Source organism: Streptomyces inhibens, from assembly GCF_003389455.1.
GTDB lineage: Bacteria > Actinomycetota > Actinomycetes > Streptomycetales > Streptomycetaceae > Streptomyces > Streptomyces inhibens.
In genome coordinates, this window is the sequence record NZ_QUAC01000185.1 from 44,294 (window position 1) to 57,623 (window position 13,330).

A 13,330-nucleotide genomic window follows, 5' to 3' on the forward strand; every position below is an offset into this window, starting at 1 on the left:
CAATTGGATCAAACGGTACAGCTGCTCCGACGTACGGGCGGCCATAGCGGCACGTACCGATATGGGAAGTGATTTGGATGGGGCTCGTGGCAGATGGCATCGGCCCCGCACGCGCCCGTGAGCAGTTCCTTCGCGGTGGGTCGGTCGAGGGGAACGTGAGAAGCCCGATCCTGAATTCGTGGCAGCGTTCCCGATCGCTGGGGCTCTCGCCGGACGGATGCGAGCTTCCCTTCCTCCAAGATCTCGATCTGGACGGCCGGCTCGCCCGCGCCGCCGCGCCCGTCATGGACCGGCTGCAGTCCAGGTTCGAGGGCAGGAACATGAATGTGTCCCTTGCCGATGGACGCGGGGCAGTGCTGCAACGCCGTTTCGGCGACACCTCTCTGGTCAGGCGTCTGGCCGCGATCCAGAGTGTCCCGGGCTTCGTGTTCGCCGAGCAGTTCGGCGGAACCAACGGAATCGGTCTGGCACTTGCGGAAAGACAGCTGATCAACGTCTACGGCGCCGAGCACTTCGCCGAACGCTCGCAATCAAATGCATGTTCGGCAATTCCCATCCGGGACCTGCTCAGTGGGCGCATAGAAGGCGTTCTCTGCTTCGGCTATCCGCTCACCGATGCGGATGTGGCGCTGAATTCCGTGATCCGCAAGGCAGCCCGCGCCATCGAACGGCGGCTGCTGGAGCAGAGTTCGACGCGGGAACGCGCCCTGCTCGACGCGTACCTCGACGCCAGGCGCCGCGCCCCGGCCGGCGAAACGACAGACAACGGCCAGCTGGGCGAGCTCTCTGAGGGCGGACTGGACTGGCGTGACGAATTGATCCTCAAGGAGAAGGCCGCCGATCTGATCTCCTCGCCGCAGCGAGCCGCCGTCGAGGTACCCCTGCCCGGCGGACGGCGGGTCACCTTGCTGAGCCGCCCGGTGACCAGCCCCTCCGGGGTGGAGGGCGTCGTCATCGAAGCGGTCTTCCCCTCACCGCAACAGCGCCTCGCCGTCCCCGTCGAAGCCGACGTATCGCCCCGCCCCCTGGCACCTCAGGCGCTCGCCCCCACCGCCCCGCTGCCCGGGCACCTTCCCGGCGCCGTACTCGGCCGGGCGGCCACGACGGTCCGCAGGCCCGGCACGCCGGGCGCCGCCGGAAGCACCGCCGACAGGGCGACCAGTGGGCTGGTGCTGGTGGGCGAGCCGGGAGTGGGGAAGTACGCGGTGGCGGCCCGACGCCGCCTGGAGCTGCTGTCCGAGGCCAGCACCCGCATCGGCACCACCCTGGACGTGAGCCGCACCGCCCGGGAACTCGCCGAGATGGCTGTCCCGCGCCTGGCCGACTTCGTCACCATCGACCTTCCCGAGGCCGTACTGCGCGGCGAGGAGCCGACCGACCCCCGCACCGGTCTCTACCGCACGGTGGTCCACGGCATCCGCGAAGACTGCCCCTTCTACCCTGCCGGTGGACGGGTCGACCTTCGCTCCTCCACACCCCAGCTCCGTTGTCTGGCCAGCGGGCAGCCGGTACTTGAGCCCGACCTGAGGACTGCCACAGGCTGGATCGCCCAGGACCCCGGGCACGCCCAGGACCTCCTCGACCACAACGTCCACTCCCTCATCGCCGTCCCCCTCCTCGCCCGCGGCATCGCCCTGGGCGTCGCAAGCTTCTACCGCTCGCGGGACCCTGCCCCCTTCGGGGACGACGACCGTTCGCTGGCCCAGGAACTCACCACCCGCGCCGCCATCTGCATCGACAACGCCCGCCGTTACACCCGCGAGCACACCATGGTCCTTGCTCTGCAGCGCAGCCTGCTGCCGCACAGCTTCCCCGAGCTGAACGCCGTCGAGGTCGCCTACCGCTATATGCCCGCCGAGTCCGGAGTCGGCGGAGACTGGTTCGACGTCATTCCCCTCTCCAGCGCCCGCGTCGCGCTCGTCGTCGGGGATGTCGTCGGCCATGGGCTGCACGCCGCCGCCACCATGGGCCGACTGCGCACCGCCGCGCGCAACTTCGCCGAACTGGACCTCGGCCCGGACGAGGTCCTCACACACCTGGACAATCTCGTGGGGCGCCTCGACCGGGACGAGGGCGGCGAGGAACGCTCCGCCGGCGGCACCGGCATCATCGGCGCCACCTGCCTGTACGCCATCTACGACCCGACCTCGCAAAAGTGCGTCATGGCCCGCGCCGGCCACCTCCCGCCCGCGCTGGTCGGCCCCGACGGCACCGTCACCTTCCCCGACCTGCCCGCAGGTCCGCCGCTGGGCCTGGGCGGTCTCCCCTTCGAAACGGCCGAGTTCCACCTCCCCGAAGGCAGCCAGCTCGTCCTCTACACCGACGGACTCATCGCGGACCGCCACCGCGACTTCGACACGGCCCTCGACCAGCTGCGCCGAGCCGTGGCCCACCCGAACCGCCCACCGGAGGAGACCTGTGAGGCAGTTCTCCAGAGCGTGGTGCCCAACCACCCCGCCGACGACATCGCACTGCTCGTCGCCCGCACCCACGCCCTGGACCCGCACCGCATCGCCACCTGGGACCTGCCGGCCGACCCGGCACTCGTCTCCGGCATCCGCGCCGCCGTGACGCACCAACTGGCCGCATGGGGGCTGGACGAGGTCGCCTTCTCCACCGAACTACTGCTCAGCGAGCTGGTCACCAACGCCATCCGCTACGGCACCGGCCCCATCCAGGTACGCCTGCTCTACGACCGCACACTGACCTGCGAGGTCTCCGACACCAGCAGCACCGCCCCGCACCTGCGCCACGCGGCCACCACCGACGAGGGCGGCCGCGGCCTGTTCCTCGTCGCACAACTCACCCAGGCCTGGGGCACCCGCTACACCCCCAACGGCAAGGTCATATGGGCCGAATGCGCACTGGAAGTGTCCGCAGGAAAGCCCGAAACCGTCGAAATATGCTTCGACGACATTCCCGCCATCGAATAGCCCATCCGGCCTCGAAGTCAAAAGGGGCCGTAGCATGGCGGAAATGCGGTAACCGGTCCGGGTAATGCACCGCGAGACCACACCACACGGCGCAATCACCGCCGCGAAGCGTTCAGCAGCATTGCCGATTCAGTCGGGAAGTACCAAGAGGCCGACCCCCGGAGAAGTCTGTGCATGACGCTCCTGACAGCACCCCTCCCGCGCGCCATGGCCCGGAGCCTCTCGTCCGTATACGCGGTCTCAGCAAGCGGTTCGGCGGCACACTCGCGCTGGACACGGTCGACCTCGACATCCACTCCGGCAGCATCCTCGCCCTGCTCGGCCCCAACGGTGCCGGAAAGTCCACCCTCATCAAGGTACTTGCGGGCGTCCACCACGCGGACGAGGGCGAGGTGACCGTTGCCGGACACCCGCTCGGCACCGAAGCGGCCTCCCGCACCATGTCCTTCATCCACCAGGACCTGGGACTGGTCGAGTGGATGACGGTCGCCGAGAACATCGCCCTGGGCACCGGCTATCCACGCCGCGCCGGACTGCTGTCCTGGCGGAGGACCCAGAAGCAATGCACCGAGGCCCTGGGCATCGTCGCCGCACATCTCGACCCGCGCGCCACCCTCGCCGACCTCCCGCGAGCCGAACGCTCTCTGGTGGCCATTGCCCGCGCACTGTCCACTCAAGCCGAACTCATCGTCCTTGACGAGCCGACCGCGAGCCTCCCGGCGGCGGACTGCGCCCGGCTCTTCGACGTACTGCACACCCTGCGCGACCAGGGCCATGCCATCGTCTACGTCACCCACCGGCTCGACGAGGTGTACAAGGTCGCCGACGTCTTCGCCGTCCTGCGCGACGGCCACCTCATCAGCCAGGGCCCGCTCGCCGACCACAGTCCGGCCCAGTTGGTGCACGACATCGTGGGCCACGAACCGGGCGGCTACCGGATCGCCCCCGCCGCAGGCCCGGCCGTGCTGAGCCTTGAGCGCGTACGGACCGACAACACGGCACCGGTCAGCCTGGAACTGCGCGCCGGTGAGATCCTCGGCATGGTGGGCCTCACCGGCGCCGGACACATGGAACTGGGCCGCGCCCTCGCCGGCGCCCGGCAGATCGTGGACGGACGGGTCCTGCTCGACGGCCGACCGTACGAACCGGGCACGGTCGCGGCCGCCGTCGACTCCGGCGTCGGCTTCGTGACCAGCGACCGTCAGGAAGAGGGCTGCGCCGCCGAACTGACCGTACGGGAAAACTTCCTGGCCAACCCTCGGGCGGACGGCCTGCCGGCCCTGCACTGGATCAGCCCCCGCCGCGAGCGGGCCGAGGCCACTGAGCTGATCAAACGGTTCTCGGTGTACCCCCGGGACAGCGAGGCACCGATCGCCACCCTGTCCGGGGGCAACCAGCAGAAGGTCATGGTCGGCCGGTGGCTCAGGATGAGCCGGAGCCTGCTGATCCTCGAAGAGCCGACCGCCGGGGTGGACATCAGCGCCAAGACGGCGATCTACCGCCTGCTCCAGGACGCGCTGGCCGAAGGCCTCGCCGTCCTGCTCATCTCCACCGACTTCGAGGAGGTCGCCAACGTGTGCCATCGAGCCCTGGTATTCGTCCGCGGGGCGGTGACGGTGGAGCTGAGCGGCAAGGCCCTCACCGTCACCGAACTCGCCCACGCCTCCTCGGCCATGGCCGCCCTGACCTGGACAACGAGACCATGACTCCCTCCCCCCGTCCCCCGCTGGGCCGCCGCTTCGGTCACCTCGTCGGCGCCTACGGCCTCTTGGCCCTCACCGCCCTGCTGTTCCTGGCCTTCTCCCTCACCCTGCCGGACACCTTTCCCACCCTGGACAACATCTCCGAGGTCCTGTCCAACCAGTCGATCCCCGCCATGCTCGCGCTCGGCGCGATGATCCCCATCGTCACCGCCAAGTTCGACCTGTCCATCGGCTACGGCCTCGGCCTCGCACACGTCATGACGATGCAGCTCATCGCCAACGAAGCGTGGCCCTGGCCACTCACCTGCCTCGTGGTGGTCCTCGGCGGGGCGGTCGTCGGCACCTTCAACGGCGTCGTCGTCGAATTCGCGAAGATCGACTCCTTTATCGCCACCCTTGGCACCGGCAGCATCCTGTACGCGCTCACCGGCTGGATCACCAACGGGGCCCGGATCGTCCCCGGCCCGCACGGACTGCCGGCCGCCTTCACCGACCTCTACGACTCCAGATTCCTCGGCCTGCCGGTGCCCGCCTTCTACGTCCTCGCCCTCACCGCCGTCCTGTGGCTGCTCCTGGAACGACTGCCGCTCGGCCGGTATCTGTACGTCATCGGCTCCAACCCCCGCACCGCCGACCTGGTGGGCATCCCCACCCGGCGCTACGTCATCTACGCCTTCGCCGGATCGGGCCTGATCGTCGGCATCGCCGGAGTGCTGCTCGCCGCGCAGCAGCGCATCGGCAACCCCAGCGTCGGCCAGGACTACCTGCTGCCCGCCTTCGTCGGTGCGCTGCTCGGCTCCACCGCGATCAAACCCGGCCGCGCAAACGCCCTGGGCACCCTGGTCGCCGTCGTCATCCTCGCCATCGGCCTCGCCGGCATCGGCCAGCTCGGCGCCCAATTCTGGGTCACCCCGCTGTTCAACGGCGCCACCCTGCTCATCGCCGTCGGCATGGCCGGCTATGCCGCTCGCCGACAGCTGCGCCAACGACGGACGGAACCTCCCCGAACACACCATGACCTGCCCAAAGTCACCTCGTGACCTCCACCTGTCCCCACCCGGCCGCCCCCTCCCCGCCGTCCTCTCCGCGTCGTCGCCGTGTCGCCCTCTCCGTGTCGTCCCCTCCGCCAGGAGCGCCCGTGCACCCGAACCGTCAGGCCGCGGTCAGCAGCGCAGTCGTGCTGGCACTGGCGGCCGGTGTCCTCGTCGGCTGCGAGCGCGGCGCGTCGACCGGCGCCGGGCCCTCCTCGGCAGGGCCGACAAAAGCCGGCTGCCCCACCGTCCTGGCGAGAGACAAAGCGGCCGTCCAGCGGGCCGAGAAGACCAACTTCACCTGGAACGGCCCCACCACCGGCCCCAGGGCAGCCTCCGGCAAAAAGATCGTCTACGTCGCGCAGACCATGACCAACCCCGGCGTCGCAGGCGCCGCCAAGGGCGTCAAGGAAGCCGCGCAAGCCATCGGCTGGAACGTCCGGGTGATCGACGGTCAGGGCACCCCCGCCGGGATCCAAGCGGCATTCAGCCAAGCCATCGCCCTCCGGCCCTCGGGCATCGTCATCGGCGGCTTCGACCCCCATCTGACGTCCCAGCAGGTCGCGAAGGCCAACGCGGAACACATCCCGCTCATCGGCTGGCACGCGGTCGACTCCCCCGGCCCGAGCAAGGACCCCAAGCTCTTCAGCAACATCACCACCAAGGTCCAGGATGTCGCGAAGATCAGCGCGGACTGGATCATCACGCACTCCCACGGCAACGCCGGAGTCGTCGTGTTCACCGATGCCTCGATTCCGTTCGCCAGGAACAAGTCCGAACTCATCAAGAAAGAACTCGCCACCTGCCCCAGCGTGAAGCTTCTCGCGGAGGAGAACATCCCGATCTCGGACACCAGCAGCCGGACTCCCCAGGAAGTCTCCTCGCTCCTCTCCCGCTTCCGGGACAGATGGACCCACTCCGTCGCCATCAACGACGTGTACTTCGCCGACGCCGCCCCGGCCCTGCGCGCAGCCCGCAAGAAGGGCGGCGCCGCCCCCTATAACATCGGCGCGGGCGACGGCGACCCCTCCGCCTTCCAACGCATCAACAGCAGGCAGTTCCAGACAGCCACCGTTCCCGAGCCACTCGCCCAGCAGGGCTGGCAGATCATCGACGAATTCAACCGCGCCTTCTCCGGCAGACCCGCCAGCGGATACATCGCCCCCGTACATATCGCCACGGCCGCCAACAGCCACGGAGTCACATCGTGGGACCCACCTGGCTACCGCGCGGCGTACCGGAAATTCTGGGGCAGGTAGGCCCCGGGACACACCACACTCAGGCCCCCGCAGAGCGCACACCACGATCTCGTCGTGGGCAGCGATCCCATGAGCGCCACCCCTCCTCGGCACGATCTACGACACGAACACCAACCACATACCGGCGTTGCACCGGGCCTCCAACAACCCCTACGCAACGCGACTCACGGAGGCAGCAGTGTGCAAAATCTGCACCCTCCCTTCAAGCCCTGGCAGTGACTTTCAGTAACCGCCAGCAGGCCAGCAACCGAGCGGTCGTCCCTCGACTCCGGGCTCACTGCGCCGCTTCATGGCCTTGGGGAGAATCGAACGGGGGCCGGCCCCCGCGCCGACCACTGCAGACCACATGGCCAATGCGGCTGACGCAGCTCTCGCCACGCGCATGGCGCGGTCCGTCGGCCTGGTGCTGCTGAGGGGGCGAGTGGCCGTGGACGTGTCAGAGGCGGAAGTCTTTGGCCTGACGGGCGGTTCGGGATCCATTGCCGTTGAGGCGCCGGGTGACGGCTCAACGCGGGCGGCATGGCCGGCAGTTGGCCTTGTGTCCAAGATCCTGGCCACACGGTCAAAAATGATCCTGGTGGCCAGTCCTACGCCAGGAAGGGCGAGCGGGAGTCGCGGAAGCCGGAACGCTCGTTCATCGAGAAGGCGCGACACGTCCAGATCATCGTTCTTCATGGGCTTCTTCTTCATGATCGCCGGGTACTTCACACCGGCCTCCTACGACCGCAAGGGCGCCCGGCCGTTCCTCCGGGACTGCCTCAAGCGGCTCGGCGTTCCCCTGCTCGCTTTCCTTCTGCTATACGTCCCCTGACGGGCTTCGGCGGGTACGCCGATCTGGGGGCCGCATTCGCCGAGCACCGCCAGTCCCTTCCCTACTGCCTTTATTACGTGTCGAGTTGGGATGCGGGCCCGCTGCGGTTCGTCTAGGTGCTCCTCGTGTTCGCCGTGCTCTACGCCCTTGTCCGCCGCCGTGGTGCACTCCACCTGCTCGACTCCGCCGGGGAGGCCGGCCGTGAGACGGCTCGGCCCCCGCGGCCGCTCACCGTCGTCGTCTTCACCATCACGCTTGCCCTGGCCACGTACCTGTGCCGCTTTGTCGTACCGAACGAGACCTACGTGCCCGTCCTCGGCCTGCCCAGCCCCAGCTTCATGCCGGAGTACACCAGTTTCATCGTCCTCGACGTGCTCGCCTACCGTCATGGCTGGCCACAGCCCCTCTCCCGCGCCGCGGGCCGTGTGGGCTTCGCCGTCGCCACCGCCACGACGCTCGCGTACCTCCCCTTCGTCACCACGGTGAAGGTAGGAGCGCTCGGCGGGCGCGGCACGTGCCAGTCGCTGGTCTCGTCCGCGTGGGAGTCGAGGTTCGCGGTGGGCATGGTCCTTGGTCTGACCGTCTCCTTCCGCGAACGTCTCAACCGACGGGGCCACCGCCGGGTTCCCGTCTCGCCACGCCTTCGCCCTCTACCTCATCCACGCGCCGTGCTCGTCGGGCTCGGTTTCGTGTTCCGTTGGTTGCACGCCCCGGAAGCCTCCAAGTTCGCGCTCCTTGGCCCTGCCTCTGTGCTGGGTTCGCCTACGCGGTCCGAACTTTTCCCACACGGATCGTGTGCTGTGAATGCTGTGACGGCGTCTATGGGACCGGACGGCAGTCGCTCGGAGTGTCGGAGTTGAGGCCGAGATCCCGCACCTACCCTTCGCAGCGCTGGCCCGGGCCGAGCTGCCACTCGCGCAGCCGCAGGGCTTCGGCAGTGGTGGGAAAACCGGGGCTCACCGGGGCCACGATCACGAGCAATCACCTCTCTGACCTGGGGTTTTCCGGGAAGATGTCTACGTTGACATGCCTCTGCGACCTTGGCCGGTCTTTCGTGGATCTTTCGCGTCTGCCCCAGGCGAACTGGCTTTGCTGGACCGGAAGCTGAGCGAGGTCGCGAGCCGTTGCGGTGCCCTCCCCGCGACGCCACAACGGCCCGCACCCTGACTGTCGGGAAAAGGCTCTCCGGCACACCGAACCTCCCCCAGGCATTGCACATCTTCAGGTGCGTAGGCGCGCGCTGACCTCGCGCGCCGATTTGCCTTCGAGGGGAACCCGACATGAAGAGCAAGCTGACCGCCTTAGCCTTCACGGCCGTCGTCGTCGCCGGCACTGCCGCTACCGCCATCCCGGCCTCGGCCGCCCCCGCCCAAGCCGAGCCGACCCGCTGCCACACCGCCGACCTGAAGGCCGGCTTCGCCACGGGGGATGACGCGAGGCCGGAGATGGAGCAGACCGAGAAGCAGACCCAGGCGTACATCTGGTTCACCAACCAGAGCAAGCGCACCTGCACCCTGTCCGGCTTCGCCGGTGTCGACATGATCGGCGCTCAGGAGACCGACGGCACCTGGTCGCTGGCGCGCTCCTCCAAGAAGCCCGAAAAGATGATCCTGGAGCAGGGGGACACGGTGGACTTCAGCATCACCCTGCTCCCGGTGGCCAAGTCCACGCCGCAGAAGGAGAAGTTCGTTCCGGCGAACTTCCTGGTCACACCGCCGAACGAGACGGAGCACTTCACCCTGAAGTGGCCGTTCGGCGGCCAGATCCTCAAGCAGGACGGCGCCACCCACCCGGCCACCTACATCAACCCGGTCGGGCGGTAACCGACTGGACAGCCTCTGAGCTTCCCTTCACCCTCACGTCCCAGAGCGCCAACTGGGGCGGCTACAACACCTGGTGCATCACCGGGAACGGGGTCTACCTGGAAAGGGCCGGCCACTGCTCGAACGGCCGGGATCGCTTCCACCTCGTGCCTTCGCAAGGCGGCACCTGCACGATCGGCCAAAAGTACGGCTCGGGGCCGGGGGACTACAACCACGCGACCATCCCCTCCGGCGGGAAGGCGTGGGTGAAGATGTTCAACAGCGTGCTGCCCGGTTTCCAGCAGTTCGCCTACTTCAAGGCCACCCCGCCGAGTAGGACCAAGAGGCCGTCTCCCACTGCCGGGGCATACCCGCGCTCAACGCGCCGGGCGGCATCGCTGAGCGCCGTAGTTGGCGAGTCTGAGCGCCTTAGTTGGCGGGCAGGGTAGCGCCGGGACCATGGCTCTGCTCCCGATTCGGGCGAAATCGGCAACCGCGTGTTTCGTGAGCGCTGTGCTGGGTGCATGGGGGTGCTCGGCCAGGCCCTGGTCGACGAGCTGTGCGACGACTTCGGATCCCCTTTCCGCATAACAGTTCGGATCCCCTTTCCGCATAAAAGATATGACGCCCCAACAATCATGCAGCAGGCGAACCGTGGACCAATCTCGGCTACACAACGCCCCTGCGTGACGAGCGCGTCCCAGACGCGTCACCCGGGCATAAACGCACCCCACCGGCCGGATCCGACCATTACGTCGCTGTCGCACATTCTTCCGATCACCATTCTCTGGGCGCTCCGGGACCATCGCGGATCCCGATGGATGCCAGGGGTTCTGCTGGTGACGGCGAGCCTCCAGCGGATAAGATATCGCGCGCTGCTCGCGATGGCGGTCGGTGAGGTAGGCGGTGGGGGCGAGGGTACCGTGGTTGATCTGCAAAAAGACACAACCCGGGGCGGTCCTGCTCAAGGCTCTGAACACGCGTTCGCTTTTCCTGGCCCACGGCACTTACGGCTCGTCCACAATACGCTAAAGCGATCATCACAAAGCGGTCCACGCAACAGCGGTGGGCCCTTTTTCTTTTCCGTGGCGTTCGCGGTCGGCATCCGCGTCTGGGGCCACGAAGTGGACGTGCGGCGAGAAGCGGGTGCTTCGTTTTCACGACAAGAGAAGTGTGGAGTGTGATGCCATGAACCGAGTCGGCAGAGACTCACGCCGGTCGGCCCGCAGGCTTGTGAAGCCGCTGGCGCGCATAGGGTTATCTGTTCTCTTACTGGCAGGCGGCGCCGTGGGAGCGACGGCCGGACCGGCCGCCGCTTCGACCGCCGACGGCACGCTGACGGTTGAGGTGCTGCGCGACTTCTTCGGCACCGGCGTGATCAACGCGACGATGGACGTGCCGCAGCGGGGCATGAAGGTGGAGATCTCCGACCCCGCCGGGCACGATGTCACCGGCGTCACGGATGCCACCGGAAAGGTCGTGGTGTCGCAGTCGACCGTGCTGAGCGGCGGCCAGTACCGCGTCGACGTCAGCATCCCGGCACCGTACAGCGACTATCTGCGGGCGGCGCCCGCGTCGACGGCGGGGAACCACTTCGACAGCTTCACGTCGTTCGTGGATGTGTCGGGCGGAAAGAACGCCTCGGTGGTGACGGGGGTGTGGGATCCGGCCGACTACGCGCTGCCGGACTCGCGGTACTTCGTGCCGATCCACAACGGCGCCAACGGGACCGACACCCGGGCCTTGGTGGCGTTCGGGACGAAGACCCGGGGCACGTGTCCCACCGATGTGGCGTGCCCGACCACGCTGGCCACGCAGGCCCAGGTGGGCACGACGTTCGGGTTGGCGTACGACACGTACCGGAGCCGGCTGTTCCAGAGCGCGTTCGCCCGCCGGTACACCCCGTACGGGCCGCAGGGTGGTGGCGCGATCTACACGGTGCCGGTCAACGGCTCGGGTGCGCCGGAGCTGTTCGCGCGGGTGCCGGACGCCGCGGTGACGCGGCACGACACCGCCAACATGATCAAGGATCCCGGGTTCACCGACGCGCCGGGCAAGGAGAGCATCGGTGGCCTGGCCCTGTCGGAGGACGGCTCCACGCTGTACGCGGTGAACCTGCGGACCCGCAGCCTGGTGAGCTTCGACGCGACAGGGGCCACCGCCGCGGCGCCCAAGTCGACGGTCCCGATCCCGGACCCGGGGTGCGCGAGCCCCGACGACTGGCGGCCGTTCGGTCTCCAGGTCCACAACAACACGCTGCACGTCGGCGGCGTGTGCAACGCAGAGAGCACACAGCAGCGCGCGGACCTGAAAGCCTTCGTCTCCACCTACGACGGCAAGCGGTTCACCACGGTGCTGAGCCACCCGCTCACGGACGAACGCGGCAGCGTCTTCGGTTCCGGCGACAAGGCCACCCACTGGAACCCGTGGAACACCGGCCTGGACACGTGGGACGACCGGAAGTCGGGCGGCGTCTTCATCGATCCGCAGCCGGAGCTGGCTTCCCTCGCCTTCGCCCGCGACGGCTCGATGATCCTGGGTTTCCGCGACCGGTTCATGGACGTGCTCAGTTGGGGAGGGCTGGACCCCCGCCCGGGGAACGACACGGCGGAAAGCGGCATGTCCGGTGGTGACATCACCATGGTCTGCGCCACTCCCACCGGTGAATACCAGTGGGAAGGCACCGGGAGCTGCCCCAACCACGCCACCCCCGCCAACAATGGCGGCCAGGCCGCCGATGTCGTCGAATACTTCCCGGGCGACTTTTACGCCAACGCGCACCAGGAGACCGCGCTGGGGTCCGTGGCCTATATCCCGCAGCAGCAGTGGGTCGTCAGCACGGAGTTCGACCCGGTCGTCAACGTCGCGACCTCAGGGACCGGGTACCACGACATCACGACCGGTCAGGGTCCGGGCAACAACCCGGCCGCCAACGGGTTCCAGTTCGTCAGCGGGGTACAAGGCGGGTTCGGCAAGGCCGGCGGGCTCGGTGACATCGCGTACGCGGCGGCGAACGCGCCGATCCAGATCGGCAACGTCGTGTGGTTCGACGGCGACCACAACGGGATCCAGGACCCGGGGCACGTGCTGCTGCCGGGGGCGACGATCAACCTGCTGGACGCGGACGGCAAACAGGTCGCCACGACCAGGACCAATGCCGCCGGCGAGTACTACTTCGGGGGTGTCGGCGCCGCGTACGAGCTCACGCCGGGCGCGAAGTACACGGTGCAGTTCGACGTGTGCACCGCGGACACCAGCCAGGTGCCCGAGCAGCCCCCGGCGAGCGAGCTGAGGTTCACGCTCCCGCGGGCCGGTGCCAACCGTGCGCACGACTCCAATGTGACCCCGCCGACCACCGGACCGTTGTGCAACGGCTACGCGCCTGTCACGGCGCCGGACAAGCCGGGCGGGGTCGATCACACGATCGACGCCGGGGTGTACATCCCGAAGGAAACGCCGACCCCGACCCCGACGCCGACTCCCACACCGACACCGACACCGACTCCGACGCCGCCCGCGGCCTCCACGCCGCCGTCGCCCGCGCCGCCTGCCAACCACCCGGCCCCGGCCGGTGGAGGCGGGGGTTCGCTGGCGAACACCGGTACGCCCGGGCTGGCGGAGATGATCGGCATCGTCGGTCTGCTGGTGAGTGCGGGCCTGGTCATCGCGTTCGTGACCCGGAATCGTCGCGCCCGGCAACACTGAACGAACCCGCACAACGGTGATCTGCCCGACCGCGATCCGGACGGCGCGGACGGGCAGATCACGTCTCGGCCGGTCCACGAGGGCCG

The 13,330-nt window shown here is 68.4% G+C and carries 8 protein-coding genes and 1 pseudogene; 8 read left to right on the forward strand and 1 reads right to left on the reverse strand.

The window, feature by feature from the left end; translation table 11 throughout:
* Positions 1-77: 77 nt before the first annotated feature.
* The 6 genes from DY245_RS23260 (at position 78) to DY245_RS23280 (ending at position 8,597) form a co-directional block, all read left to right on the forward strand.
* Positions 78-2,933, forward strand: a complete 2,856-nt coding sequence (locus DY245_RS23260) for a SpoIIE family protein phosphatase (protein ID WP_128509177.1) — start codon at positions 78-80, stop codon at positions 2,931-2,933.
* Between the two features lie 170 nt (positions 2,934-3,103).
* Positions 3,104-4,639 carry a sugar ABC transporter ATP-binding protein gene (locus tag DY245_RS23265; RefSeq protein ID WP_128509178.1) on the forward strand — a complete coding sequence of 512 codons (1,536 nt, stop codon included), beginning with the start codon at positions 3,104-3,106 and terminating at the stop codon, positions 4,637-4,639.
* Positions 4,636-5,676: an ABC transporter permease gene (locus DY245_RS23270; RefSeq protein WP_128509179.1), complete on the forward strand. Its 1,041-nt coding sequence runs from the start codon at positions 4,636-4,638 to the stop codon at positions 5,674-5,676. Before DY245_RS23265 ends, DY245_RS23270 begins: the two co-directional genes overlap by 4 nt.
* A gap of 98 nt (positions 5,677-5,774) precedes the next feature.
* Entirely contained in the window at positions 5,775-6,926 is a 1,152-nt protein-coding gene (locus DY245_RS23275) for a substrate-binding domain-containing protein (protein ID WP_128509180.1), read from the forward strand.
* A gap of 673 nt (positions 6,927-7,599) precedes the next feature.
* Positions 7,600-7,737, forward strand: coding sequence for a hypothetical protein (locus DY245_RS44590; protein WP_181923822.1), 138 nt, complete (start codon positions 7,600-7,602; stop codon positions 7,735-7,737).
* A gap of 125 nt (positions 7,738-7,862) precedes the next feature.
* Positions 7,863-8,597 (forward strand): hypothetical protein, encoded by a 735-nt coding sequence (locus tag DY245_RS23280; RefSeq protein ID WP_128509181.1) that lies wholly within the window; start codon positions 7,863-7,865, stop codon positions 8,595-8,597.
* 31 nt (positions 8,598-8,628) lie between these two features.
* On the opposite strand, the pseudogene DY245_RS48375 reads toward DY245_RS23280, so the two are convergent.
* Positions 8,629-8,712: pseudogene (locus DY245_RS48375) on the reverse strand (DUF317 domain-containing protein); the annotation flags it as partial.
* A 305-nt stretch (positions 8,713-9,017) separates the two neighbouring features.
* Here DY245_RS48375 and DY245_RS23285 point away from each other — a divergent pair.
* Together DY245_RS23285 and DY245_RS23290 are read left to right on the forward strand one after the other, a co-directional pair.
* Complete coding sequence (locus DY245_RS23285; protein WP_128509182.1) at positions 9,018-9,560, forward strand: DUF4232 domain-containing protein; 543 nt, start codon at positions 9,018-9,020, stop codon at positions 9,558-9,560.
* Positions 9,561-10,826: 1,266 nt separating this feature from the next.
* On the forward strand, positions 10,827-13,244 hold the full coding sequence (locus DY245_RS23290) for an SdrD B-like domain-containing protein (RefSeq protein ID WP_128509183.1): 2,418 nt from the start codon (positions 10,827-10,829) through the stop codon (positions 13,242-13,244).
* Positions 13,245-13,330 lie beyond the last annotated feature (86 nt).

Excerpts from the sequence above, each read along its gene's own strand:
- DY245_RS23260 (WP_128509177.1), top strand. The coding sequence starts at position 78 with ATGGGGCTCGTGGCAGATGGCATCGGCCCCGCACGCGCCCGTGAGCAG.
- DY245_RS23285 (WP_128509182.1), top strand. The coding sequence starts at position 9,018 with ATGAAGAGCAAGCTGACCGCCTTAGCCTTCACGGCCGTCGTCGTCGCC.
- DY245_RS44590 (WP_181923822.1), top strand. The coding sequence starts at position 7,600 with ATGGGCTTCTTCTTCATGATCGCCGGGTACTTCACACCGGCCTCCTAC.
- DY245_RS23270 (WP_128509179.1), top strand. The coding sequence starts at position 4,636 with ATGACTCCCTCCCCCCGTCCCCCGCTGGGCCGCCGCTTCGGTCACCTC.